General features: G+C 67.8%; 25 protein-coding genes. 10 read left to right on the top strand and 15 right to left on the bottom strand.

The genetic code is table 11. The annotated features are described in order from the left end of the window. Nucleotides 1-30: 30 nt before the first annotated feature. The 4 genes from AB3K92_RS26270 to AB3K92_RS26255 all read left to right on the top strand — a co-directional run bounded on the left by AB3K92_RS26270 (nucleotide 31) and on the right by AB3K92_RS26255 (nucleotide 4659). Nucleotides 31-1029: a 2-hydroxyacid dehydrogenase gene (locus AB3K92_RS26270; protein WP_369466108.1), complete on the top strand. Its 999-nt coding sequence runs from the start codon at nucleotides 31-33 to the stop codon at nucleotides 1027-1029. A 179-nt stretch (nucleotides 1030-1208) separates the two neighbouring features. Continuing rightward, nucleotides 1209-1988: a 5,6-dimethylbenzimidazole synthase gene (bluB, locus tag AB3K92_RS26265; RefSeq protein WP_219707440.1), complete on the top strand. Its 780-nt coding sequence runs from the start codon at nucleotides 1209-1211 to the stop codon at nucleotides 1986-1988. A 237-nt stretch (nucleotides 1989-2225) separates the two neighbouring features. After that, the gene (locus AB3K92_RS26260; RefSeq protein ID WP_200059817.1) at nucleotides 2226-3395 is read left to right on the top strand and encodes an MFS transporter; all 1170 of its coding nucleotides are present in this window, start codon (nucleotides 2226-2228) and stop codon (nucleotides 3393-3395) included. 103 nt (nucleotides 3396-3498) lie between these two features. Further along, nucleotides 3499-4659 (top strand): MFS transporter, encoded by a 1161-nt coding sequence (locus AB3K92_RS26255; protein ID WP_021157148.1) that lies wholly within the window; start codon nucleotides 3499-3501, stop codon nucleotides 4657-4659. A 187-nt stretch (nucleotides 4660-4846) separates the two neighbouring features. Here the strand turns inward: AB3K92_RS26255 and fahA are convergent, their stop codons facing one another. Genes fahA through AB3K92_RS26230 form a run of 5 tightly spaced genes read right to left on the bottom strand, consistent with a single transcriptional unit; the run spans nucleotide 4847 to nucleotide 10767 of the window. Then, complete coding sequence (gene fahA / locus AB3K92_RS26250) at nucleotides 4847-6151, bottom strand: fumarylacetoacetase (protein ID WP_369466107.1); 1305 nt, start codon at nucleotides 6149-6151, stop codon at nucleotides 4847-4849. Beyond that, the gene (gene hmgA / locus AB3K92_RS26245; RefSeq protein ID WP_048026668.1) at nucleotides 6148-7482 is read right to left on the bottom strand and encodes a homogentisate 1,2-dioxygenase; all 1335 of its coding nucleotides are present in this window, start codon (nucleotides 7480-7482) and stop codon (nucleotides 6148-6150) included. The genes fahA and hmgA overlap by 4 nt, the downstream gene beginning before the upstream one ends. 15 nt (nucleotides 7483-7497) lie before the next feature. Further along, nucleotides 7498-8859: an MFS transporter gene (locus AB3K92_RS26240; protein ID WP_059685105.1), complete on the bottom strand. Its 1362-nt coding sequence runs from the start codon at nucleotides 8857-8859 to the stop codon at nucleotides 7498-7500. Then, nucleotides 8856-9086 carry a DUF2783 domain-containing protein gene (locus AB3K92_RS26235; protein ID WP_021157152.1) on the bottom strand — a complete coding sequence of 77 codons (231 nt, stop codon included), beginning with the start codon at nucleotides 9084-9086 and terminating at the stop codon, nucleotides 8856-8858. The genes AB3K92_RS26240 and AB3K92_RS26235 overlap by 4 nt, the downstream gene beginning before the upstream one ends. A gap of 28 nt (nucleotides 9087-9114) precedes the next feature. Further along, on the bottom strand, nucleotides 9115-10767 hold the full coding sequence (locus AB3K92_RS26230; RefSeq protein WP_060157327.1) for an FAD-dependent oxidoreductase: 1653 nt from the start codon (nucleotides 10765-10767) through the stop codon (nucleotides 9115-9117). Between the two features lie 373 nt (nucleotides 10768-11140). Here AB3K92_RS26230 and AB3K92_RS26225 point away from each other — a divergent pair, with 373 nt between their 5' ends. Next, the gene (locus tag AB3K92_RS26225; protein ID WP_021157154.1) at nucleotides 11141-11944 is read left to right on the top strand and encodes an EAL domain-containing protein; all 804 of its coding nucleotides are present in this window, start codon (nucleotides 11141-11143) and stop codon (nucleotides 11942-11944) included. Nucleotides 11945-12079: 135 nt separating this feature from the next. Here AB3K92_RS26225 and AB3K92_RS26220 read toward each other — a convergent pair whose 3' ends face one another. Continuing rightward, nucleotides 12080-12490: a GFA family protein gene (locus AB3K92_RS26220; protein WP_369466106.1), complete on the bottom strand. Its 411-nt coding sequence runs from the start codon at nucleotides 12488-12490 to the stop codon at nucleotides 12080-12082. 155 nt (nucleotides 12491-12645) lie between these two features. Further along, nucleotides 12646-13437 carry an IclR family transcriptional regulator gene (locus AB3K92_RS26215; protein WP_021157156.1) on the bottom strand — a complete coding sequence of 264 codons (792 nt, stop codon included), beginning with the start codon at nucleotides 13435-13437 and terminating at the stop codon, nucleotides 12646-12648. A 127-nt stretch (nucleotides 13438-13564) separates the two neighbouring features. Here AB3K92_RS26215 and AB3K92_RS26210 point away from each other — a divergent pair, with 127 nt between their 5' ends. Beyond that, on the top strand, nucleotides 13565-14752 hold the full coding sequence (locus tag AB3K92_RS26210) for an acyl-CoA dehydrogenase (protein WP_021157157.1): 1188 nt from the start codon (nucleotides 13565-13567) through the stop codon (nucleotides 14750-14752). A gap of 165 nt (nucleotides 14753-14917) precedes the next feature. Here AB3K92_RS26210 and AB3K92_RS26205 read toward each other — a convergent pair whose 3' ends face one another. Further along, nucleotides 14918-15556 carry a peroxiredoxin gene (locus AB3K92_RS26205; RefSeq protein ID WP_021157158.1) on the bottom strand — a complete coding sequence of 213 codons (639 nt, stop codon included), beginning with the start codon at nucleotides 15554-15556 and terminating at the stop codon, nucleotides 14918-14920. A gap of 85 nt (nucleotides 15557-15641) precedes the next feature. Between AB3K92_RS26205 and AB3K92_RS26200 the strand changes: the two genes are divergently transcribed. The 4 genes from AB3K92_RS26200 to AB3K92_RS26185 all read left to right on the top strand — a co-directional run bounded on the left by AB3K92_RS26200 (nucleotide 15642) and on the right by AB3K92_RS26185 (nucleotide 17176). After that, nucleotides 15642-15842: a hypothetical protein gene (locus AB3K92_RS26200; RefSeq protein ID WP_124589402.1), complete on the top strand. Its 201-nt coding sequence runs from the start codon at nucleotides 15642-15644 to the stop codon at nucleotides 15840-15842. Between the two features lie 32 nt (nucleotides 15843-15874). Further along, nucleotides 15875-16177 (top strand): YqjD family protein, encoded by a 303-nt coding sequence (locus AB3K92_RS26195; protein ID WP_006494044.1) that lies wholly within the window; start codon nucleotides 15875-15877, stop codon nucleotides 16175-16177. A gap of 122 nt (nucleotides 16178-16299) precedes the next feature. Next, nucleotides 16300-16689 carry a phage holin family protein gene (locus tag AB3K92_RS26190; RefSeq protein ID WP_021157159.1) on the top strand — a complete coding sequence of 130 codons (390 nt, stop codon included), beginning with the start codon at nucleotides 16300-16302 and terminating at the stop codon, nucleotides 16687-16689. A gap of 43 nt (nucleotides 16690-16732) precedes the next feature. After that, the gene (locus tag AB3K92_RS26185) at nucleotides 16733-17176 is read left to right on the top strand and encodes a DUF3318 domain-containing protein (protein ID WP_021157160.1); all 444 of its coding nucleotides are present in this window, start codon (nucleotides 16733-16735) and stop codon (nucleotides 17174-17176) included. 54 nt (nucleotides 17177-17230) lie between these two features. On the opposite strand, the gene AB3K92_RS26180 is transcribed toward AB3K92_RS26185, so the two are convergent. From AB3K92_RS26180 to glyA, 7 genes are all read right to left on the bottom strand, one after another. After that, nucleotides 17231-17659, bottom strand: a complete 429-nt coding sequence (locus AB3K92_RS26180; RefSeq protein WP_175925874.1) for a type IV pilin protein — start codon at nucleotides 17657-17659, stop codon at nucleotides 17231-17233. 14 nt (nucleotides 17660-17673) lie between these two features. After that, nucleotides 17674-18135 carry a hypothetical protein gene (locus tag AB3K92_RS26175; RefSeq protein WP_301853076.1) on the bottom strand — a complete coding sequence of 154 codons (462 nt, stop codon included), beginning with the start codon at nucleotides 18133-18135 and terminating at the stop codon, nucleotides 17674-17676. Nucleotides 18136-18338: 203 nt separating this feature from the next. Then, on the bottom strand, nucleotides 18339-19172 hold the full coding sequence (locus AB3K92_RS26170) for a PilW family protein (protein WP_369466105.1): 834 nt from the start codon (nucleotides 19170-19172) through the stop codon (nucleotides 18339-18341). After that, nucleotides 19162-19551, bottom strand: a complete 390-nt coding sequence (locus AB3K92_RS26165; RefSeq protein ID WP_369466104.1) for a hypothetical protein — start codon at nucleotides 19549-19551, stop codon at nucleotides 19162-19164. Before AB3K92_RS26165 ends, AB3K92_RS26170 begins: the two co-directional genes overlap by 11 nt. Nucleotides 19552-19568: 17 nt before the next feature. Next, complete coding sequence (locus AB3K92_RS26160) at nucleotides 19569-20132, bottom strand: GspH/FimT family pseudopilin (protein ID WP_369466103.1); 564 nt, start codon at nucleotides 20130-20132, stop codon at nucleotides 19569-19571. 153 nt (nucleotides 20133-20285) lie between these two features. Further along, complete coding sequence (gene nrdR / locus AB3K92_RS26155) at nucleotides 20286-20765, bottom strand: transcriptional regulator NrdR (RefSeq protein ID WP_006476792.1); 480 nt, start codon at nucleotides 20763-20765, stop codon at nucleotides 20286-20288. A 6-nt stretch (nucleotides 20766-20771) separates the two neighbouring features. Then, a complete protein-coding gene (glyA, locus tag AB3K92_RS26150; protein ID WP_021157166.1) occupies nucleotides 20772-22019 on the bottom strand; it encodes a serine hydroxymethyltransferase in 1248 nt (415 codons plus the stop codon). Between the last annotated feature and the right edge of the window lie 29 nt (nucleotides 22020-22048).

Here is a 22048-nt window from a genome sequence, read left to right as displayed (position 1 = left end):
ACTGCGCGCGTCAGCCTTCGGAGATGCAGCGTGCGCGTGATCCTGTTCAGCAGCCGGCAGTACGACGACGATTCGTTCGCTGCCGCCAACCGGCAGTTCGGCTATCGGCTGCACTTCCAGCCGTCGCACCTCGACGCGGAAACCGCGATCCTCGCGCACGGTTATGGGGTCGTCTGCCCGTTCGTCAACGACACCGTCGACGCGGCCGTGCTCGCACGGCTGGCCGACGGCGGCACGCGCCTGATCGCGCTGCGCTCGGCGGGCTTCAACCATGTCGACCTGGCCGCCGCCGAGCGGCTCGGCATCACGGTCGTGCGCGTGCCCGCCTATTCGCCGCACGCGGTGGCCGAGCATGCGGTCGCGCTGATCCTCGCGCTCAACCGCCGCCTGCCGCGCGCGGTCGCGCGCACCCGCGAAGGCGACTTCTCGCTGAACGGCCTGCTCGGCTTCGACTTGCACGGCAAGACCGTCGGCGTGATCGGTACCGGCATCATCGGCAGCGTGTTCGCGAAGATCATGATGGGCTTCGGGATGCATGTGCTCGCGCACTCGGTGCCGCCGTACAACGACGAACTGATCGCGTTCGGCGCGCGTTATGTCGAGCTCGACGAACTGCTGCACCACGCCGACATCGTCAGCCTGCACTGCCCGCTGCTGCCGTCGACGCACCACCTGATCAACGAACGGACGCTCGCGCGGATGAAGCATGGCGCGATGCTGATCAACACCGGGCGCGGCGGCCTCGTCGATGCGCAGGCGCTGGTCGATGCGCTCAAGAGCGGCCAGCTCGGCCATCTCGGGCTCGACGTGTACGAAGAGGAAAGCGGGCTCTTCTTCGAGGATCACTCCGACCTGCCGCTGCAGGACGACGTGCTCGCCCGCCTGCTGACGTTCCCCAACGTGATCGTCACGTCCCACCAGGCGTTCTTCACGCGCGAAGCGCTGGCCGAGATCGCGCACACGACGCTGCTGAACATCGAGGCCTGGCATGCGGGCACGCCGCAGAACGTCGTGACCGCGAATCGCTGACAAACCGACGAAAACGGCTCATTTGACGGTTGCCGGCGCCACCGCAATCGTTTGCTTATGGCCATCGCTGCAAACGACGCGCGTTTCATCAACAATTTCGCGCTTTGTTTCGACCGATGTAACGATTCCGGTGCGCCGTCTGCTATCGTTGCGCCGACGTTATCCCGCCCCTCCCGCTCATGCGTTTCGACGATTCCGACATCGCCGCCGTCTACCGCGCCATTTTCGAACGGCGCGACATGCGCCACTTTACGCCGGCGCCCGTCGATCCCGCCGTGCTCGCGCGCCTGCTGCGCGCGGCGCATCACGCGCCGAGCGTCGGCTTCATGCAGCCGTGGCGCTTCATCCGCATCACCGATCCCGCGCTGCGCACCGCGATCCACGCGCTGGTCGAGGCCGAGCGCCGCGCGACCGCCGACGCACTCGGCGAGCGCCAGGACGAATTCATGCGGCTGAAAGTCGAAGGCGTGCGCGAATGCGGCGAGCTGCTGGTCGTCGCGCTCGCCGACGGCCGCGAGCGCCACGTGTTCGGCCGCCGCACGCTGCCGGAAATGGATCTCGCATCCGCCGCGTGCGCGATCCAGAACATGTGGCTCGCGGCCCGCGCCGAAGGGCTCGGGATGGGCTGGGTCTCGCTGTTCGACGTCGACGCGCTGCGCGCGCTGCTGCGCATGCCCGACGGCGCGAAGCCGATCGCCGTGCTGTGCGTCGGGCACGTCGACGCGTTCTATGCGAAGCCGATGCTCGAGCAGGAGCGTTGGGCCGCACGGATGCCGATCGAAGCGTGCCTGTTCGAAAACGGCTGGGACGATCCGGCCCCGATCGATGTCGCCGGCACGCCTTCGACGCCTTCGACGCGCGCGGACGCGACAGCGGGCACCGGCACGGCCTCCGGCTCCGCAAGCACCCCGGGCGCGCCGACCACGAGCGTCGACGGCTCCCCCGAACGCATCGCCTGACGTGTACGCGGTCGCCGGCATCGTGCCGACACCGGCACATTCACCGCGGCAAGCCCCGTTGAATCCCACACTGTGAGCTTCAAGCGCGCAGCCTCGTCGCACGCCGGCAACATCCGTTTTGGCCCCAAGCATAGGGGTTTTCACTGAAGTAGAATCGCGACTGTCGTTCGCCTCCCGCCCGCCCGTCCCGCGCATCCTGCGCCAGCCCGAGCGGCGGCTTTTCCCGAGCCCACCGCGATGCCCTTACCTCTTTTCGCCCTCGCCGTCGCCGCATTTGGAATCGGTACCACCGAATTCGTGATCATGGGGCTGCTGCCCAACGTCGCGCGCGATCTCGGCGTGTCGATCCCGGCCGCCGGGATGCTCGTGTCGGGTTACGCGCTCGGCGTGACGATCGGTGCGCCGATCCTCGCGATCGTCACCGCGAAGATGCCGCGCAAGCGCGCGCTGATGGGCCTGATCGGATTGTTCATCGCGGGGAACCTGTTCTGCGCGATCGCACCGGGCTACGCGGTGCTGATGGCTGCGCGCGTCGTCACCGCGTTCTGCCACGGCGCGTTCTTCGGGATCGGCTCGGTGGTCGCGAGCAACCTCGTCGCACCGAACCGCCGCGCACAGGCGATCGCCCTGATGTTCACCGGCCTCACGCTCGCGAACGTGCTCGGCGTGCCGCTCGGCACCGCGCTCGGCCAGGCATTCGGCTGGCGCGCGACGTTCTGGGCCGTCACCGGCATCGGCATCGCCGCGGCCGCCGCGCTCGCCGCCTGCCTGCCAAGGAATCTCGCGATGCCCGACACCAGCATCACGCGCGAATTCAGCGTGCTGAAGCATCCGCAGGTGCTGATGGTGCTCGGCATCAGCGTGCTCGCGTCGGCAAGCCTGTTCAGCGTGTTCACCTACATCACGCCGATCCTCGAGGACGTGACGGGCTTCTCCCCGCGCCAGGTCACCTACGTGCTGCTGCTGTTCGGCCTCGGGCTGACGGTGGGCGGCACGCTCGGCGGCAAGCTCGCCGACTGGCGCCGGATGCCGTCGCTGATCGCGACGCTCGCGCTGATCGGCGTGGTCCTCGCGCTGTTCGCGGGCACGATGCACCTGCCGTTCGCCGCGCTCGCGACGATCTTCGTGTGGGGCATCCTCGCGTTCGCGATCGTGCCGCCGCTGCAGATCCTGATCGTCGACCGCGCAAGCGATGCGCCGAACCTCGCATCGACGCTGAACCAGGGCGCATTCAACCTCGGCAACGCGACGGGCGCGTGGCTCGGCGGGATGGCGATCGGCTCCGGCGTGTCGCTCGTGAGCCTGCCGTGGGTCGGCGTCGCGATGGCCGTCGCCGCGCTGGCGCTCACGCTGTGGTCGGCGTCGCTCGAACGCCGCCCGGTGACCGTGCCGACCGAATACGTGTAACGCCGCCCCGTACGCATTCGTTGCGCGCGCAACGCCAGCAACACCATCCGAACCTGATGGCCTTCATGGACCTTTCAAGGTCCGCGGTGTAGCATCCCGGCCGATGAAAGCCATTCTGAATCGCGATTTCCTCGCGCTGATCCTGAGCGTCGCGGTCGTCGGCCTCGGCACCGGCGCCACACTGCCGCTCACCGCACTCGCGCTGACCGAGGCCGGGCACGGCACCAACGTCGTCGGCATGCTGACCGCCGCGCAGGCCCTCGGCGGCCTCGCGATCGTCCCGTTCGTCACCGCGCTCGCACGCCACATCGGCTCGCGCCGCGCGATCGTCGTATCGGTCGTGCTGCTCGCGGCAGCCACGGCGCTGATGCAGTTCACGTCGAACCTGATCCTGTGGGGCGCGCTGCGCGTGCTGTGCGGCGCCGCGCTGATGCTGCTGTTCACGATCGGCGAGGCGTGGGTCAACCAGCTCGCCGACGATTCGACGCGCGGCCGTGTCGTCGCGATCTACGCAACCAATTTCACGCTGTTCCAGATGGCGGGCCCCGTGCTCGTGAGCCAGATCGCCGGTGCGACGAGCATCCGCTTCGCGCTGTGCGGCGCGCTGTTCCTGCTCGCGCTGCCGACGCTCGCGACGATCCGGCGCGCGCCGCTAGCCGGCGACGACGCGCATCACGAAGCGCACGGCCGCTGGCTCGACGTGCTGCCGCGCATGCCCGCGCTGATCATCGGCACCGGTTTCTTCGCGCTGTTCGATACGCTCGCGCTGTCGCTGCTGCCGCTCTACGCGATGGATCACGGCGTCGCGAGCGCCACGGCCGTGCTGCTCGCGTCGATCATGCTGTTCGGCGATACCGCGATGCAGTTCCCGATCGGCTGGCTCGCGGACAAGCTCGGCCGCGAACGCGTGCACCTCGGTGCGGGCTGGATCGTGCTGGCCGGCCTGCCGCTGCTGCCGCTCGTCATCGCGAACCCATGGCTGTGCTGGCCGCTGCTGTTCGTGCTCGGCGCGGCGGCCGGCAGCATCTACACGCTGTCGCTCGTCGCGTGCGGCGAACGCTTCCGCGGCGCGGCGCTCGTCACCGCGAGTTCGCTCGTGTCGGCGTCGTGGAGCGCCGCGAGCTTCGGCGGCCCGCTGGTCGCCGGCGCGTTGATGGAGCAACTGGGCAGCAACGCGCTGGTCGGCGTGCTGGTCGTCTGTGTCGCCGCGTTCGTCGCGGCCGCGCTGTGGGAGCGCCGCGCCGCGTTGCAGCGCGCGGTCTGATATCGGCGCTGTCGATGTCGATGTCGATGTCGCAGACGCAGACGCAGACTCAAACATTAACGCTCATACTCGGCGCCCCACACGGACGCACACGCGCCGCCCCCCGGCCTGCCAAACGAAAACGGCCCGCGCAATGCGGACCGCCCTGTCCTTCCGAACGATCTGTTGCGTGTCGCGCCGCGCGCCGTCAGGCGCTCCGCGCGGGGAGGATCTTGCCGGCACACGTGCCGAACCCGACGCGATAGCCGTCGCCCTGGCACCATCCGGCGAGCGTGAGTTCGTCGCCGTCCTCGATGAAGGTGCGACTGCCGCCGCCGTTCAGCGCGACCGGCTCCTTGCCGTTCCACGTCAGTTCGAGCAGGCTGCCGAACGAATCCTTCGTCGGCCCGCTGATCGTACCCGAACCCATCAGGTCGCCCACGCGCGTGTTGCAGCCGGCCACCGTGTGATGCGCGAGCTGCTGCGCCATCGTCCAGTACATGTGCTTGAAGTTCGTGCGGCAGATCGACGTGGCCTCGGCCGCCCCTTCGGCGCGCAGCGTCACTTCGAGCGCGATATCGAACGCATGCTTGCCCGCATGGCGCAGATACGCGAGCGGCTGCGGCGACTGCTCAGGCTGCGCGACGCGGAACGGTTCGAGCGCGTCGAGCGTGACGATCCACGGCGAGATCGTCGTCGCGAAGCCCTTCGAGTTGAACGGGCCGAGCGGCACGTATTCCCACTGCTGGATGTCGCGCGCGCTCCAGTCGTTCAGCAGCACCATCCCGAAGATGTGCGCTTCCGCGTCCTCGCACGCGATCGGCTCGCCGAGCGCGTTGCCCTTGCCGACGATGAAACCCGTCTCCAGTTCGATGTCGAGCTTGCGGCACGCGCCGAACACCGGGCGCTCCTGGTCGGGCAGCTTCAGTTGCCCGTTCGGCCGCCGCACCGGCGTGCCGCTGACGACCACCGACGATGCGCGGCCGTTGTAGCCGATCGGCATCTCCGACCAGTTCGGCAGCAGCGCGTTCTTCGGATCGCGGAACATCGAGCCGACGTTGGTCGCATGTTCCTTCGACGAATAGAAATCGGTGTAGCCGGGAATCTCGACCGGCAGATGCAGCACCGCGTCGCGCTGCGCGACGAGCACCTGCGCGCGCAGCGCTGCGTCGTCGCGCAGTGTCGCGTTATCGTTCGAGAACAGCGCCGACAGTTGCACACGCACGCTGCGCCACGCGTCGCGGCCGAGCGCGATGAACGCGTTGAGCGTCGGCGCGGCGAACGCATCGACATCGGTCGGCAGCGTCACGAGGCCCGCACGCACGAGCGCCGCAAGATCGACGATCTGGTCGCCGAGCGCGACGCCCGCGCGGCGCGCCGGTTGCTTCGCATCGCTGAAGATCCCGAACGGCAGGTTCTGGATCGGGAAATCGCAGGCGGGATCGTTCGCCGTCTCGACCCAGCTCTTGCGGGCCGGGTCGAGCGTCGCGCGCCAGTCTTGGGTATCGCTCATCGTTGCTCCGGATTGAAGTGTTTCCTGATGCCTTGCCAGCATTCGAAGTAGTCGGCCTGCAGCTGCGCGGTGTCGAGCGCGTAGCGCGTCGGCCGGATCAGCGTGCGGGTTTCGAACATGAACGCCATCGTCGCGTCGACCTTGTGCGGCTTGCTCGTATCGCTCGCGGACGCCTTCTCGAACGTGTCCGCGTCGGGCCCGTGGCCCGACATGCAGTTGTGCAGGCTCGCGCCGCCCGGCACGAAGCCTTCGGCCTTCGCGTCGTACGCGCCGTGCACGAGCCCCATGAACTCGCTCGCGACGTTGCGGTGGAACCAGGGCGGGCGGAACGTATCCTCGGCCGCGAGCCAGCGCGGCGGGAAGATCACGAAGTCGATCGTGTCGACGCCCGGCGTGTCGCTCTGCGACTGCAGCACCAGGAAGATCGATGGATCGGGATGGTCGTAGCTGATCGAGCCGATCGTGTTGAACAGGCGCAGGTCGTATTTGTACGGCGCGTAGTTGCCGTGCCACGCAACGACGTCGAGCGGCGAATGGCCGATGTCCGCGCGCCACAGCCGGCCGTTCAGCTTCGCGATCAGCTCGAACGCGCCTTCGCGGTCTTCGTAAGCGGCCTGCGGCGTCAGGAAGTCGCGCGGGTTCGCGAGGCCGTTCGAGCCGATCGGGCCGAGGTCCGGCAGACGCAGCAGCGCGCCGAAGTTTTCGCAGATGTAGCCGCGCGCATCGCCGTCCGGCAGCGCGACGGAGAAACGCACGCCGCGCGGGATCACCGCGATCTCGAACGGCTCGACGTCGAGCCGGCCGAATTCCGTCGCGATGAACAGGCGCCCCTGCTGCGGCACGATCAGCAGTTCGCCGTCGGCGCTGTAGAAAAAGCGGTCCTGCATCGAGCGGTTCGCCGCGTACAGGTGGATCGCGCAGCCGTTCATCGCGGCGGCCGACCCGTTGCCGGCCATCGTCACCAGCCCTTCGACGAAATCGGTCGGCTCGACCGGCATCGGCAGCGGGTCCCAGCGCAGCTGGTTCGGCGGCGTCGGCGGCACGTCGGCCGAGTCGCCGAATTCCGACACGAGCCGCTGCGGGCCCGCGTACGGCTCGAACGGCCGATGCACGGCCGCCGGGCGGATGCGGTACAGCCACGAGCGGCGGTTGTGGCCACGCGGCGCGGTAAACGCGGTGCCCGACAGTTGCTCCGCATACAGCCCGTACGGCGCGCGCTGCGGCGAGTTGCGGCCGTGCGGCAGCGCGCCGGGCAGTGCCTCGGTCGCGAATTCGTTCGCGAAACCGCTCAGGTAGCCGGCATTTGCCGGTTTCGACAGGTCAAGCGTCATCGTTTCCTTTCTCCCTCAATTCGTGGCGGCGGTCGGCGCCTGCACGCCGTTGCGCCGCGTTACGCCCGCAAGCCCGAGGACGAACAGCGCCGAGCACAGCACGGGCACCGCGGCCGCGTGGAACAGCGCGCCGTTCGACCAGTTGAGCGCAATCAGTTGCCCGCCGACGAGCGGCCCGAGCACCGAGCCGATCCGGCCGATGCCGAGACTCCAGCCGATGCCCGTCGAGCGCAGCGACGTCGGGTAATACTGGCCCGCGAGCGCGTTCACGGCCGGCTGCCCGCCGACCACGCAGAACCCGCCCGCGAACACGACCGCCAGCAGCCACGGCAGCGCATGCGCGACCGAGCCGATCAGCCCGACTGACACCGCGGCGCATGCAAAGCAGGCGAACAGCACGCGCACGAAGCCGTAGCGTTCGATGAACCAGCCGAGCGACAGCGTGCCGATCACGCCGCCCGTCTGCAGCACCGTGCCGACGATCACGGCCGTACCCGGCGAATAACCGGCATCGCGCATCACCGTCGGCAGCCAGTTCGACAGGAAATACAGGTCGATCAGGTTCATGAAGCTGATCGCCCACAGCAGCAGTGTGACCGGCAGGCGGCCATGGCTGAACAGCTCGGCGACCGGCGCGCCGGTCGCGGCGCGCTCGCGCACGACGAGCCGCGTGTTCGCATCGATGCCGGCCTGCGGCGCGAAACCCGCGAGCCAGTCGCGCGCCTGCGCGACGCGCCCTTTCAGCACCAGGAACTGCAGCGATTCGGGCAGCCGCGCGACCATCGCAATCGTGAGCACGAGCGGCACCGCGCCGCCGACGAAGAACACCGAACGCCAGCCGAGCGCCGGAATCAGCGCGGCGCTGATGAAGCCGCCGAGCGCCGCGCCGAGCGTAAAGCCGCACGATACGATCATCATCCGCTTCACACGATGCGCGGCCGGGCTGAACTCGCCGACCAGCGCCATCGCGTTCGGCATGATGCAGCCGAGGCCGAGGCCCGTGACGAAGCGCAGCGCCATCAGCACCGGGATCGAACCCGCGAACGGCGTCGCGAGCATCGTCACCGCGAAGAACAGCGTCGAGCCGATCAGCACCGGGCGCCGCCCGATCCGGTCGGCCAGCACCGACAGCCCGAGCGCGCCGAGCAGCATCCCGAACAGGCTCGCGCTGAACACCGGCCCGAGCGCCTGCTTCGGCACGCCCCATTCGGCAATCACGCTCGGGGCGACGTAGCCCATCGCCTGAGCATCGAACCCGTCGATCACGAGGCACAGCCCGCACAGCACGAGCAGCATCCAGTGAAAGCCCGGGCGATGGGTTTCGTCGATCACGTGCTCGACTTCGAGCACGCGCGCGTCGGCCGGCGCCGCGCTCATTGCGCGACCTCGGCGGCCGGATGCACGGGCGGCGTCACGCCCTGGCGCGCGAGCGCCATCGCTTCGCGCAGCACGTCGGCGTCGCCGATCTGGTTCGCGAGCAGCAGGATCAGCTTCGCGTTGACGAGCTGGCTATCGGCGTCGGACAGGTCGCGATGCATGTCGATCAGCGCTTCATAGAACGCGTCCGGGTCAGCCAGGCGCGGGCGGGTGTCGAGTGAGGGCATGACGGAGTCTCCGGAGTCTTTATCGTATTCAGCGTGCGCAGGTCGCGCGCGCCAGCGCGTCGGCAAGCGCCTGGCGCTCGAGCGTGCGCATGCGGGCACAGACATGCTGGTCGGGGCGCAGCAGGTAGAACGTGCCGGGCTTCGCGTCGTAGCGTTGCGCGGCGAAACCGTCGACGTCCTCCACGACGTCGACACCCGCGACAGGCTGCGCGTGCCCGGCGGGCACGACGAGCACGGGCCGCACCGGCAGCGCGAGGCCGTCGAGCGCCTGCGCGAGCGCGCCCGCATCGCCCGGCAGCCCGAACAGCACGCCGGTGAAGCCGCTGCCCAGATGCTGCAGCAGCCAGCCCGGCGCGCCCTGTGCACGCACCGGCGCATCGGCTGCCGCCGCGCCCGGGCGCATCGCGCCCGCGAATGCGTCGCCATTACGGTCCGGCGTGTTCAGCGGCGAGTCGGCCAGCACCGCCGGCACCGACAGGCGGCCGCTGTTCACGAGCTTGCGCGCGAACTCGCAGTCGCGCGCGAGCTTCAGCGTCGCGTCGCGGAATACGCGCGACACCGGGCTTTTCGGCGTGATGAAGTCCGTCGAGCGCGTCGAATTGCGGATGTTCTCGTCGGCCGCGAACTCGCGCTCGCTCGCATACGTATCGAGCAGGCGGTCAGCCGAACGCCCGTCGAGCACGAGCTTCAGCTTCCAGGCGAGGTTGTCGGCGTCCTGCACGCCGCTGTTCGCGCCGCGCGCGCCGAACGGCGACACGCCGTGCGCGGAGTCGCCCGCGAACAGCACGCGGCCGTGACGGAACGTATCCATCCGCTGGCAGCGGAACGTATAGACGCTCACCCATTCGAGCTCGAACTCGACGTCCGGCCCGAGCAGCGCGCGCACGCGCGGGATCACGCGCTCCGGCTGCTTCTCGGCGACCGGATCGGCATCCCAGCCGAGCTGGAAGTCGATGCGCCACACGTTGTCGGGCTGGCGATGCAGCAGCACCGACTGATTGGGGTGGAACGGCGGGTCGAACCAGAACCAGCGCTCGGTCGGAAACTCCGCCTTCATCTTCACGTCGGCGATCAGGAAGCGGTCCTTGAACGTGCGGCCGTGGCTTTCGAGGCCCATCATCGTGCGCATCGGGCTGCGCGAGCCGTCGGCCGCGATCACGTACTGCGCGCGCAGCGTCGCGAGGCCTTCCGGCGTCTCGATCGTCAGCACCGCGTGTTCGGCCGCCTGCTCGATGCCCGTCACCTTGTGCTTCCAGCGGATATCGATGTTTGGCAGCTCGAACGCGCGATCGGCCAGATAACCTTCGACGTAGTACTGCTGCAGGTTGATGAACGCGGGGCGCGCATGCCCTTCCTCGGGCAGCAGGTCGAATGCGTACAGCTGCTCGTCCTGCAGGAACACCTTGCCGACGTGCCAGCTGACACCCTTGTCGACGAAGCGCTCGCCGCAGCCGAGCCGGTCGAAGATCTCGAGCGTGCGCTTCGCGAAGCAGATCGCGCGCGAGCCGGTGGACAGCGTGTCGTCGTCGTCGAGCAGCACGACGGGCACGCCCTGCTGCGCGAGGTCGATCGCCGCCGCGAGGCCCACCGGGCCCGCGCCGACGACGATCACCGGGTGAACGCTTGCGTCCTGCGCACGCGGACGATATTCGAACTTCAGCGTCTGGTAATCGATGCTCATGGTCGCCGTCCGCCCCTCAACCCTGCCGGGCGCGCGCCGGCTCGCCCGTCATCCCGCCCGTCGCCTGCCGGCGCGCCGCGCCGCCGTCCCGCGTGCCATTCCTGTCAACCGCCACGTCTCGCTCCTTGCTTCCTGTTGATTCGCGAACGGCGCCGTTTCGCGGCGCCCGCCTGCCGCATTTCTTGATCGGCGACAAATTCTGGATTTACGAATAGTAAAACCAATTACGAATAGTGAAATCAACGTAAACCCTAGGCGGAGGCTCGAAGACGGGATAACCATATAAGTGAAACGCCGAGCCGAGCTTGGCCGGCACTGCTAATATCAAGCTACGAGGCGGCCCGTTCGGCCGCCGTTTTTCCTTCTCACGCCGATGATTCCGCCCACCATTCCCGAGCTGGTCGCCCGTGCCGGGCAACTGCCGTATCTGCGGGATCACCTCGCGCTCGCCGATGGCGGCACCGCAAGCGCGAACCTGCCCGAGCGCACGCTCGGCAGCGCCTACGAACCGATCTACGACGTGACGATGCCGGGCGCGCCGCAATCGACGTCGTTCGCCGACGCCATCGAGCGCTATGGCGACGAACTCGGCTTCCAGGCCGTGACCGTCGTCACGGGCGCGCCGCACGATCCGGTCGACTCGGCCGTCGACGACCAGACGCTCGTGGCGATCGACCGCCTGTCGCGCGCGCTGCACGCAATCAATTTCTTCGGCGCCCAGCGCCACGGGCTGTTGTTCCTGCGCGTGCACGAACGCCTGCTGAAGAGCGTGAAGTACGACCACGGCAAGCATTTCTCGTCGGTGCTGCAGCGCTTCGGGCTGCCGCCCGAGCGGATCGTGATCGAGCTACCGGCGGTCGCGGTCGCGCACAAGACCTTCCTCGGCTACCTGACACGCAGCTACCAGCATCACGGCTTCAAGGTGGCGGACAAGCTGCCCGACCCGGGCCGCATCCTCGCGGTCGAATCCGACATGGCGCGCCCCGACTACATCAAGATGGATGCGGGCATCGCGTTGCGCGACGGGATGGTCAAGGCGCTCGTCGCATATGCGCAGCGCGTGCGGATTCCGCTGATCTTCGACGGCGTCGTCGACGAAACGCAGTGCGAGCTGCTGCGCCAGCACGACGTGCGGTTCATGCAGGGGCCCGTGTTCGCGAAGGTCGTGACGGCCTGAACGGACAGGAGGTAGCCGGCGCACGCGGGGAGCCGTGCGCCGGATGCGCGGCGAGGGTGTGGCGCCGCTTGAAGAAGGATGAAGCGATCGGATGGCCTGGCGCGACGCCTGCCCGTCGGTGCAGACGGTTACCGCTTACACGCTTCCACCATCGTCGTACTTGGGCAGATCGTCGTCGATCTCGATGCCCGGGAAACGATCCCGATACCAGACGTGCCACGCCGGACGTAGCCGCGACGGCTCATCGAGCGTGGCGTAATTGATCTCGACCGTTTTCGGCGCGTCGCTCAGCCGGTATTCGAGCTGCGCGCCGCAACGGCCGCAGAAGCGCCGCTCGCCCCACGCGCTCGACGCGTAGACGGTCGGTTCGCCCTGCAGGTATTCGAACGCGTCGATCGGCACCGATGCCGATGCGACGACCGCCGCACCGGTCGTGCGCTGGCAGAGCCGACAATGGCAGAAGCCGGCGTCGGTCGGGACCTGGGCGATACGGTAGCGGATCGCGCCGCACGCGCATCCGCCTTCCATGGATTCGGGGTGAGACATCGCAGACCTCGTCGTCGGGAAGCTGGCGAACGATGATGAGCGAGGTTCGAACGCGCCACAAGAGACGGTGGCGGCGGCCTCCCGCCGTCACCGTCACCAATACCTTCACCGGCGACGACGCGGTTGCGGTGCGAGGGCAACGCGCGCCGCGTTTCTCAGGCCGTCTGCCCGAGCCGCTGCGCGAGCGCCTTCAGCTTCGGCCCGACCTGCGTGCGAAACACCTCCTCGTCCATCGACGATGCGGGGCCGCTGCAGCTCAGGATCAGCCAGCGCCCCTCGCGCGGCTCGCGAAACGGCACGGCCGCCGCGTTGACGTCCATGTGCCACGCCCGGAACGAATAACAGCAACCGCCCGCCGGGAACTCGGCCACCGCGTGCTGCGCGGCGGCGACGAGCGCATCGGCGTCGGCCGCGCCGCCGGCCGCGCGGTGCAGTTCCGCATAGAGCGCGCGGCGCACGTCTTCCGGCTGCACGGCCAGGTACGCGCGCCCCATCGAGCTCGTCAGCATCGACAGCCGCGAACCGGGCGCAAGCCCGAGCGTCAGCGCGGTCTCGCTGCGGATCGTCTCCAGATAGATCATGTCGAGCCCGTCGCGGCAGCCGAGCGACACGGCCGCGCCGATGTCGCGCGCGAGCGCCTGCATGTGCGGCCGCGCGAGGTCGAGCGTCCCCGAGCCGGACAGCAGCGCGTAGCCGAGCGACAGCACGCCGGCGTCGAGCGCATACTTTCCGAGCGTCTCGTCGTAGCGCAGGTAGCCGAGCACGGTCAGCGTATAGGCGAGCCGGTTCACGGTCGCCTTCGGCAGCCCCGTGCGCTCCGCGAAGTCGCGGTTGCCAAGCATCGTCTCGCCGGGCCGGAATGCGCGCAGCAGGTCGAGCCCGCGCGCGAGCGCGACGACGAACTTGCGCTCGTCGATCGTGGTTTCGTCGATGGTTGAAAGTGTCATCTGGTGCTACACTGGGTTCGATTTGCAAAACATTGTTCCGCACAGCGGAACACGAGTCAAGCGAACTTTTGGCATGGGGCCGGAGCAAGCGCTGAAGCGCCGGCTCTGCCCGACAGGAGATGAGACGATGAGTGCTGCAACTTTTCATTGGGACGATCCGCTGCTGCTCGACCAGCAACTGACCGAAGAAGAGCGGATGGTGCGCGACGCGGCGCAGGCGTATGCGCAGGACAAGCTCGCCCCGCGCGTCACCGAGGCGTTCCGTCACGAGCGCACCGACGCCGAAATCTTCCGCGAGATGGGCGAAGTCGGCCTGCTCGGCCCGACGATTCCCGAGGAATACGGCGGCCCCGGCCTCAATTACGTGAGCTACGGACTGATCGCGCGCGAAGTCGAACGCGTCGATTCGGGCTACCGGTCGATGATGTCCGTCCAGTCGTCGCTCGTGATGGTGCCGATTTACGAATTCGGCTCCGACGCGCAGAAGCAGAAATACCTGCCGAAGCTCGCGACCGGTGAATGGATCGGCTGTTTCGGGCTGACCGAGCCGAACCATGGCTCCGACCCGGGCAGCATGGTCACCCGCGCGAAGAAGGTGCCCGGCGGCTACTCGCTGTCCGGCGCGAAGATGTGGATCACGAACTCGCCGATCGCCGACGTGTTCGTCGTGTGGGCGAAGCTCGAGGAGAACGGCAAGGACGCGATCCGCGGCTTCATCCTCGAAAAGGGCTGGAAGGGCCTGTCGGCGCCCGCGATCCACGGCAAGGTCGGGCTGCGCGCATCGATCACCGGCGAGATCGTCCTCGACGAGGTGTTCGTACCGGAAGAGAACCTGATGCCGAACGTGAGCGGCCTGCGCGGCCCGTTCACGTGCCTGAACTCGGCCCGCTACGGGATCGCCTGGGGCGCGCTGGGCGCCGCCGAATCGTGCTGGCACACCGCGCGCCAGTACGTGCTCGACCGCCAGCAGTTCGGCCGGCCGCTCGCCGCGAACCAGCTGATCCAGAAGAAGCTCGCGGACATGCAGACAGAAATCACGCTCGGCCTGCAAGGCGTGCTGCGCCTCGGCCGGATGAAGGACGAAGGCACGGCGGCCGTCGAAATCACGTCGATCATGAAGCGCAACTCCTGCGGCAAGGCGCTCGACATCGCCCGGCTCGCGCGCGACATGCTCGGCGGCAACGGCATCTCCGACGAATTCGGCGTCGCGCGCCACCTCGTGAACCTCGAAGTGGTCAACACGTACGAAGGCACGCACGACATCCACGCGCTGATCCTCGGCCGCGCGCAGACGGGCATCCAGGCGTTCTTCTGACCAGCCGGATGCGGCGCGCCCGGCAGCCACGCCGCACCGCGCCGCGCCGCGCCGCGCACGCATAAACGACGCGGCCCGCCCGGCATCACTGCCGGGCGGGCCGTTTTTCATCGGATCCGCGCTCCGGGCCGGCGGCCCGGTATCGCGTTCACGTGCCGCCGATGCTTACTTGTTCGGCTGCGGCGTGAGGCGCAGATACGGACGCACGGCTTTGAAGCCCTTCGGGAAGCGCTTCTTCAGCTCTTCCGGATCCTGCAGCGACGGCACGATCACGACGTCGTCGCCATCCTTCCAGTTGCCGGGCGTCGCGACCTTGTAGTTGTCGGTCAGTTGCAGCGAGTCGATCACGCGCAGCACTTCGTCGAAGTTGCGCCCCGTGCTGGCCGGATACGTGATGATGAGCCGCACCTTCTTGTTCGGGTCGATCACGAACAGCGAACGCACCGTCAGCGTTTCGTTCGCGTTCGGGTGGATCATGTCGTACAGCTGCGAAACCTTGCGGTCCGCATCGGCGATGATCGGGAAGCCGACGACCGTCGACTGCGTTTCGTTGATGTCGTTGATCCAGCCCTTGTGCGATTCGACACCGTCGACCGACAGCGCGATCACCTTCACGTTGCGCTTCTCGAATTCGCCCTTCAGTTTCGAGGTCAGCCCGAGTTCGGTCGTGCATACCGGCGTGTAGTCGGCCGGATGGGAGAACAGGACACCCCAGCCGTCGCCCAGCCACTCGTGAAACTTGATCGGGCCCAGGCTCGATTCCTGCTCGAAATCCGGTGCGATGTCGCCAAGACGCAGACTCATGATGTTCCCTCCTCGAACGATGCTGGTTGAAACCGCGCCCGGGTCGGCGCGGGAAAGTCTGTCAGCTTACGGGAAGCAATGCGGCATGCGAACGATTATTCCGTTTGATATTCATACTTTTTTGTCATTTTTGCCCGGTGTCGATGCAGCGCTGGCAGCCCTGCGGGAAACTTTTCACCCCGTTTGCCGCTCTGTTGATGATTACAAATCGTTTACCATGCGGTCTTGCGCTGCCGTCGTGTTTCTTCCCGGCTCGCCAGCAGGCAGGCGTTTCGCTACGATGTGAACCTGCAGCATGACAGCATGAAGGGAGTTGCAATGTCGGAAATCAACAAGGAGAAACTGATGTCGGATATCAAAACCGTTCTCTCGGACGCCGAAGACCTGCTCAAGCAAGCTGCGAGCAGCACGGGCGACCGTGCGGCCGAGCTGCGCGAGAAAGCCATGTCGCGCCTGAAGCAGGCCAAGGAAAAGGCAGCCGACGTCCAGGTCGTCGTGGTCGAGAAAGGCAAGAAGGCCGCCCGCGCGACCGACGATTACGTGCACGAGCATCCGTGGACGTCGATCGGCGTCGCCGCCGGCGTCGGTGTGCTGATCGGCCTGCTGATCAACCGCAAGTAACGCGCCCTGCGCGTTCCGTCCCGCGGGCCGCTTCACGCGGCCTGCGGGCGTCGAAGCCAGCCGGCGGTTTCCGCCGGCCGGCTTTGTCCTAGCTGCACACTGCACGCGCACGCACCTCACCCATGACGACAGACACCACCTCGCAGCCGTCCGGCCAAGGACCGCTGCGCCGCCTCGTCGGCTCCGCGATCGGGCTTTTGCAAACGCGCCTCGAACTGGTGGGCATCGAGCTTGCCGAGGAGAAGGAGCGCCTGATGGGCGTGCTGTTCCTCGGGCTCGCCGCGATGATGCTCGCGACGATGGCACTCATCAGCCTGACCGTACTCGTCGCGATCGCGTTCTGGGATACCTACCGCTGGCAGTCGCTCGCGGCGATCACCGCGCTCTATGCCGCAGGCGGGATCGCGTGCGCACTGAAAGCCCGTTCGGGCCTGCGCGACGCGCCGACCGTATTCGAGGCGACGCTCGCCGAACTCGAGAAAGACCGCGAACTGTTCCGCGGCAAGCCGTGAACGCAGTCGCGCTCACCCCTCCCACCTACTTCGCCGACGCGCCATGAGCCAGAACGTCACGGGCAATTCCCCCCGCTCCCATTCGTCGCGATCGAACTGGAGCGCGTCGCAGCATCGCGCGCTCCGCAAGGAACTGTTGATCCTGCGATCCGAAGTCGAGCGGCTCGAACTCGCGGAAGCCGCCGGCGAAATGCGCCAGGCCGTCACGCGCTTCAGCTGGCTCAAGGTGTTCATCCCCGGCCTGTCCAGCAACAAGTTCGGCCAGTCCGCCAGGAACCTGAACGCGAGCCTCGGCCAGCTCGTCAACCAGTATCCGATGCTGAGTTCGCTCGCATCGCTCGTGCTCGCCAAACCCGTTCGCTCGCTGCTGCGCGCGAGCGCGGGGCCCGCGCTGAAGTGGGGCACCCTCGGTTTCGCTGCATGGGAGGTCTACCGGATCTGGAAGGCGTCCCGCGACGAGCGCGGGCTCGACGCGCACGACGACTGATCGTCGGCATCCTGTGCGCACGGCCATCCGCCGTGGCGCGCCTTTCGTTCGAACTCAACGCACACCCCAGCACGCGGCGTCCTGTCCGTCGACGGCATCACTTCGGACATTGCCTTTCGCCCCGTCCGAGCGCAACGTGAACGCGCCGCATGCATCGCCGTGCATCGGGCCGGTGTCGAGCGGGATGGCTTCCAGCTCATAGCTCACGGCCGAATCGTCGCCGTCCGGCCGCCGGAGCGCCAAACGATAGACCGCGCGCCCGTCCGGCGGCGCTTGCGCGAGTGCCGTGGGCAATGCCGAAGGCGGTACGCCCTCGAGGGCTTCGAGATATTGGGCCGCCCGGTACAGCGCGGCGACTGCCGATGCGCGATGAGCGCGCGCCACCTGCTCGCGATACGACGGGATACCCCATCCGGCCAGCACCGCGACGATCGCGAGCACGATCATCAGCTCGATCAGCGTGAATCCCGCCGCGCGTTGCATGGATGGGCCACCGCTCATCGAGGCACCGTCGCGACGTGACGCCAGCGCAAGGCGACGATGTGTCCGTCGCGGATCGCGACCTGATGCTGCAGCCAGACGGCGCTCGATGCATGCGCACCGACACCGCGCGCGGTGACCACGTACGCGCGGGCATCGGCCGGCCCTGCCCCGCGCCACGCTTCGATCAGGCATCGTGGCGGTTGCCCGACCGCCGGCCATCCTGCGAACGGAGCGAACGCTTCGGCCGCCGCCAGCGCCGGCGCGCGCCGCCAAGCGTCGGGCTCCGCATGCGACTTGCCTTCGCTTACGTAGGGCGCCGAGCCCCGGCGCAATCGCGCTGTGCACGCAGCAAGCGCGGCATCGGCCGCGTGAAATGCGACCAGCCGATCGGACAACGCGCGCGTGCGGCGCGATTCCGTCAGCGCAGCCTCGAACCACGTGCCTGTCAACGCCGCAACCGCCGCGCCGACCGCGATCACCGCGGGCAATGCAAGGCCCGCTTCGCGACGCCGATCGCGGCTGGTTGACCGCAAGCGCAGGTGCGGCGCTCGCCGTCTCGACGCCAGGACATCCGCACCCGCAGCCCGCCGCAGGGCTTCGCCACTTGTCGCGATACGCTCGCGGGTGTTGCCTGCCGCGCCGCATCCCGACCGCTGCGGTGCGTACCGCCCCGCTCCGCTCATCGCTGCACCTCGCGTGCATCCGTTGCATCGCGCGGCGTATCGTCGAATGCGCCCGCGACATTCCTCAACGCGACGATGCGATCGAGCGTCATGCGCGCGCGGCCGTCTTGTACAGCGACGGTGCGACCATCGCAGTCGACGTGCCGCGCCGGCTCGCCCGACGGTTCACCGCGCGCCCGCACGCAGACATGCACGGCCACGACCTCGTGCCAGTCGTCGACGCGCATGGCATCGGCATCGACGAACTGCGTGCCGCCGCGACGAAGATAGCGCACCCGCAACTGATCGATTCCCGACACGACCGGCTGCGGCGTGCCCGGACGGCCGTTTCCTTCGCAATACAGTTCGGGCTCGCCCGTCGACGGACTAACGTGCACATCGAAGCGGTTCTCCACCGGCGCACGTTCGCCGACCCCGCCAATACCCTGCCCGAGGCAATCCGGCACCTGGCCGCTAACGGTGGGCCACGTCGACACGGCGTCGCCGACATACCGGACCAGCAGCGCGTCCGATACAGCGCGCACGGGCTCGCACCGCACTTGCGCGCCACTTCCCCTCACACGCGCCATCGAACAGCCGAACACCGGCGGCAACGACGACACGCCCCCTGCATCGAGCGGCCGGAATCCTGCCATCTGGATCTGCTGGCCGATCAGCATCAGTGCGGTGCCAGCCGCATCGCGCATCCGGAACCCGTCGTCCGCACGCCGCTGGGCGATGCGCTGCGCGTGGACCAGCGCACCGGCCGCCGCGAGCACGAGCAGACCGACGGTCATCGCAATCAATACTTCAAGCAGCGTATGCGCACGCGTGCGGCGATCAGCGTTCATCGGCGTCAGCCTCCCGATACGGAATCCGGACGCAAGACGGCGGCTGCGCCGGCCTGCCCGTCGCATCGCATCGCGGCCCGGTAGCCGCATGACCGCCGCGCCAGCCGACAACCGCGTAGCTGACGCCACCCGGGCCATCGCCACGCATCATCGCGCCGCCGGGCAGCGACGCCGCGGCCCGCGCCGCAAGGCCATCGTCAGCCTGCGCGGCCACGTGCAAGCGCTCGATACGCGCATCAGCCAGCCACAGCGCGCGTTCACGCCAGATCGTCGCGCGCTGCACACGCGCCATCGCAAGCTGGCTGCCCGCCACGGCCAGCATGACGGCCGCGAGGAGCGCGACGGCCAGCATCGCTTCGAGCAGCGACGTGCCGCGCATTGCGTTGCGCATGACATTCACGCCGCGTCGCAGCGGCCGGCGACAACCCGCGCCCGGCCACCTGCCGCGATCCGCACGCAACGCGACGCACGTGTGGCGTCAGCCCCCGATATGTCGCGTCCTGGACTCAATTCGAAGCGCCGGATACCACCGATTGCCTGACCGACCGGCGGCGCAAACGCGAGATCGTGCGCCGCACCCGCGACGGCCACTTCGACATCGCGCGGATAGCGCCTCAGCACGCGTGACTGCCCGTCGACCTGCCCGCTGACGATCCAGTCGCACGACCATTCGGCCGGATCGCACCGCTCACCCGCACGCAAACAGGTGCCGGCGCTCCCGGCCCTGCACAGCGTGACGCGCACGCCGAGGCGCATCGCCTCGGCACGTGCAAACGACAGCGCGCCGAGCAACGCGCGCGAGCGTGCATCCACACGTTCACGCATCCGCCACTGATCGAAGGCGGGCGCCGCATGGAGCGCGAGCCCGGCCGCCAGCGAAAGCGCGACCATCAGCTCGACGAGCGTGAACCCGCCCGAGCGGCGCAACACATTTTTCAGGGGTAAAGCGTGCAGTCCCATCGCAGCCGTCCTTCGCCAAGGTGATGCGACGACTGTAGCGACGCGTGCGGACGCGCGCCATTTGCCGAACGGCCGACTGGCGGCATGCGATCGCGACCGACACAATCGGCGCGAACTGATCCAACGGAGAAGACGATGAACGGACGCAGCGCGTCAGCGCTTACGCGGAGTCTTGGCGGGAGAGGCGCGACGGAACTCTTCGATCACGTCGGCAAATTCGGAAACGTCCTCGAACCGGCGATACACCGATGCGAAGCGGACATAAGCGATCGTATCGAGGCCGCGCAACTCGTTCATCACGAGTTCGCCGAGCTTCTCGCTACGCACTTCGCGCTCGCCTGTCGCGAGCAGTTGATACTCGATGCGGGCGACCGCCGCGTCGATCGCGTCGGCGGCAACCGGCCGCTTGCGCAGCGCGAGTTGCATGCTGGCGACGATCTTGCGACGGTCGAATTCCGTGCGGCTGCCGTCCTTCTTCACGACGAACGGCAGGGACAGCTCGACCCGCTCGTACGTCGTGAAGCGCTTGTCGCAAGCCGAGCAGCGACGGCGCCGCCGGATCGCGGCGCCATCTTCGGACACGCGCGAGTCCACGACCTGCGTGTCGTCATGCCGGCAGAACGGGCAACGCATCGTCGATCAGCGATAGACCGGGAAACGCTTGGTCAGCTCGGCGACCTGCGCGCGCACGCGCTCGATCGTCGCTGCATCTTCCGGGTTGTCCAGCACGTCAGCGATCAGGTTGCCCACCTGTTCCGCTTCCGCCGGACCGAACCCGCGCGTCGTCATCGCCGGCGAGCCCAGGCGCACGCCGCTCGTCACGAACGGCTTTTCCGGATCGTTCGGGATCGCGTTCTTGTTCACCGTGATGTGCGCGGCGCCGAGCGCGGCTTCCGCTGCCTTGCCGGTGATGTTCTTCGCGCGCAGGTCGACCAGCATCACGTGGCTTTCCGTGCGGCCCGACACGATCCGCAGCCCGCGCTTCACCAGCGTTTCCGCCAGCACGCGTGCGTTCTCGACCACCTTCTCCTGGTACGCCTTGAACTCCGGCGACAGGGCTTCCTTGAACGCCACCGCCTTGCCCGCGATCACGTGCATCAGCGGGCCGCCCTGGATCCCCGGGAAGATCGCCGAATTGATCGGCTTCTCGTACTCCGCCTTCATCAGGATCACGCCGCCGCGCGGGCCGCGCAGGCTCTTGTGCGTCGTCGTCGTCACGAAGTCCGCGTGCGGCACCGGGTTCGGGTACACGCCTGCAGCGATCAGGCCGGCGTAGTGCGCCATGTCGACCATCAGGTACGCACCGACCGACTTCGCGATCTTCGCCAGACGCTCGAAATCGATCTTCAGCGAGAACGCCGACGCGCCCGCGACGATCAGCTTCGGCTTGTGTTCCTGCGCCAGCTTCTCGGCCGCTTCGTAATCGATGTCTTCGTTCTCGTTCAGGCCGTAGCTCACCACGTTGAACCACTTGCCCGACATGTTCACCGGCGAACCGTGCGTCAGGTGGCCGCCGTGCGCGAGGCTCATGCCCATGATCGTGTCACCCGGCTTGAGCATTGCGAAGAACACACCCTGGTTCGCCTGCGAACCCGAGTTCGGCTGCACGTTCGCCGCTTCCGCGCCGAACAGCTGCTTCACGCGATCGATCGCCAGCTGCTCGACCACGTCCACGTATTCGCAGCCGCCGTAGTAGCGCTTGCCCGGATAGCCTTCCGCGTACTTGTTCGTGAGCTGCGAACCTTGCGCGGCCATCACCGCCGGGCTCGTGTAGTTTTCCGACGCGATCAGCTCGATGTGATCTTCCTGGCGGCGGTTTTCCTGCTCGATCGCAGCAAAGATTTCGGGATCGACGTTCGCGATGGTGCTTTGGGCTCTGTCAAACATACGGTTTCCGTTAAGTGTGTACAGGTTGA

The sequence above is a fragment of the Burkholderia sp. Bmkn7 genome, from assembly GCF_041103175.1.
GTDB classification, from domain to species: Bacteria; Pseudomonadota; Gammaproteobacteria; order Burkholderiales; family Burkholderiaceae; genus Burkholderia; species Burkholderia cepacia.
Note: the sequence above shows the minus strand (reverse complement) of the source record. Positions and strands in the feature narration are given on the sequence as shown.

What these genes read in the sequence shown, in the direction of transcription:
- bluB (WP_219707440.1), top strand. Translation starts at nt 1,209, where the DNA reads ATGCGTTTCGACGATTCCGACATCGCCGCCGTCTACCGCGCCATTTTC.
- AB3K92_RS26260 (WP_200059817.1), top strand. Translation starts at nt 2,226, where the DNA reads ATGCCCTTACCTCTTTTCGCCCTCGCCGTCGCCGCATTTGGAATCGGT.
- AB3K92_RS26255 (WP_021157148.1), top strand. Translation starts at nt 3,499, where the DNA reads ATGAAAGCCATTCTGAATCGCGATTTCCTCGCGCTGATCCTGAGCGTC.
- fahA (WP_369466107.1), bottom strand. Translation starts at nt 6,151, where the DNA reads ATGAGCGATACCCAAGACTGGCGCGCGACGCTCGACCCGGCCCGCAAG.
- hmgA (WP_048026668.1), bottom strand. Translation starts at nt 7,482, where the DNA reads ATGACGCTTGACCTGTCGAAACCGGCAAATGCCGGCTACCTGAGCGGT.
- AB3K92_RS26240 (WP_059685105.1), bottom strand. Translation starts at nt 8,859, where the DNA reads ATGAGCGCGGCGCCGGCCGACGCGCGCGTGCTCGAAGTCGAGCACGTG.
- AB3K92_RS26235 (WP_021157152.1), bottom strand. Translation starts at nt 9,086, where the DNA reads ATGCCCTCACTCGACACCCGCCCGCGCCTGGCTGACCCGGACGCGTTC.
- AB3K92_RS26230 (WP_060157327.1), bottom strand. Translation starts at nt 10,767, where the DNA reads ATGAGCATCGATTACCAGACGCTGAAGTTCGAATATCGTCCGCGTGCG.
- AB3K92_RS26225 (WP_021157154.1), top strand. Translation starts at nt 11,141, where the DNA reads ATGATTCCGCCCACCATTCCCGAGCTGGTCGCCCGTGCCGGGCAACTG.
- AB3K92_RS26220 (WP_369466106.1), bottom strand. Translation starts at nt 12,490, where the DNA reads ATGTCTCACCCCGAATCCATGGAAGGCGGATGCGCGTGCGGCGCGATC.
- AB3K92_RS26215 (WP_021157156.1), bottom strand. Translation starts at nt 13,437, where the DNA reads ATGACACTTTCAACCATCGACGAAACCACGATCGACGAGCGCAAGTTC.
- AB3K92_RS26210 (WP_021157157.1), top strand. Translation starts at nt 13,565, where the DNA reads ATGAGTGCTGCAACTTTTCATTGGGACGATCCGCTGCTGCTCGACCAG.
- AB3K92_RS26205 (WP_021157158.1), bottom strand. Translation starts at nt 15,556, where the DNA reads ATGAGTCTGCGTCTTGGCGACATCGCACCGGATTTCGAGCAGGAATCG.
- AB3K92_RS26200 (WP_124589402.1), top strand. Translation starts at nt 15,642, where the DNA reads ATGCGAACGATTATTCCGTTTGATATTCATACTTTTTTGTCATTTTTG.
- AB3K92_RS26195 (WP_006494044.1), top strand. Translation starts at nt 15,875, where the DNA reads ATGTCGGAAATCAACAAGGAGAAACTGATGTCGGATATCAAAACCGTT.
- AB3K92_RS26190 (WP_021157159.1), top strand. Translation starts at nt 16,300, where the DNA reads ATGACGACAGACACCACCTCGCAGCCGTCCGGCCAAGGACCGCTGCGC.
- AB3K92_RS26185 (WP_021157160.1), top strand. Translation starts at nt 16,733, where the DNA reads ATGAGCCAGAACGTCACGGGCAATTCCCCCCGCTCCCATTCGTCGCGA.
- AB3K92_RS26180 (WP_175925874.1), bottom strand. Translation starts at nt 17,659, where the DNA reads ATGCAACGCGCGGCGGGATTCACGCTGATCGAGCTGATGATCGTGCTC.
- AB3K92_RS26170 (WP_369466105.1), bottom strand. Translation starts at nt 19,172, where the DNA reads ATGAACGCTGATCGCCGCACGCGTGCGCATACGCTGCTTGAAGTATTG.
- AB3K92_RS26165 (WP_369466104.1), bottom strand. Translation starts at nt 19,551, where the DNA reads ATGCGCGGCACGTCGCTGCTCGAAGCGATGCTGGCCGTCGCGCTCCTC.
- AB3K92_RS26160 (WP_369466103.1), bottom strand. Translation starts at nt 20,132, where the DNA reads ATGGGACTGCACGCTTTACCCCTGAAAAATGTGTTGCGCCGCTCGGGC.
- nrdR (WP_006476792.1), bottom strand. Translation starts at nt 20,765, where the DNA reads ATGCGTTGCCCGTTCTGCCGGCATGACGACACGCAGGTCGTGGACTCG.
- glyA (WP_021157166.1), bottom strand. Translation starts at nt 22,019, where the DNA reads ATGTTTGACAGAGCCCAAAGCACCATCGCGAACGTCGATCCCGAAATC.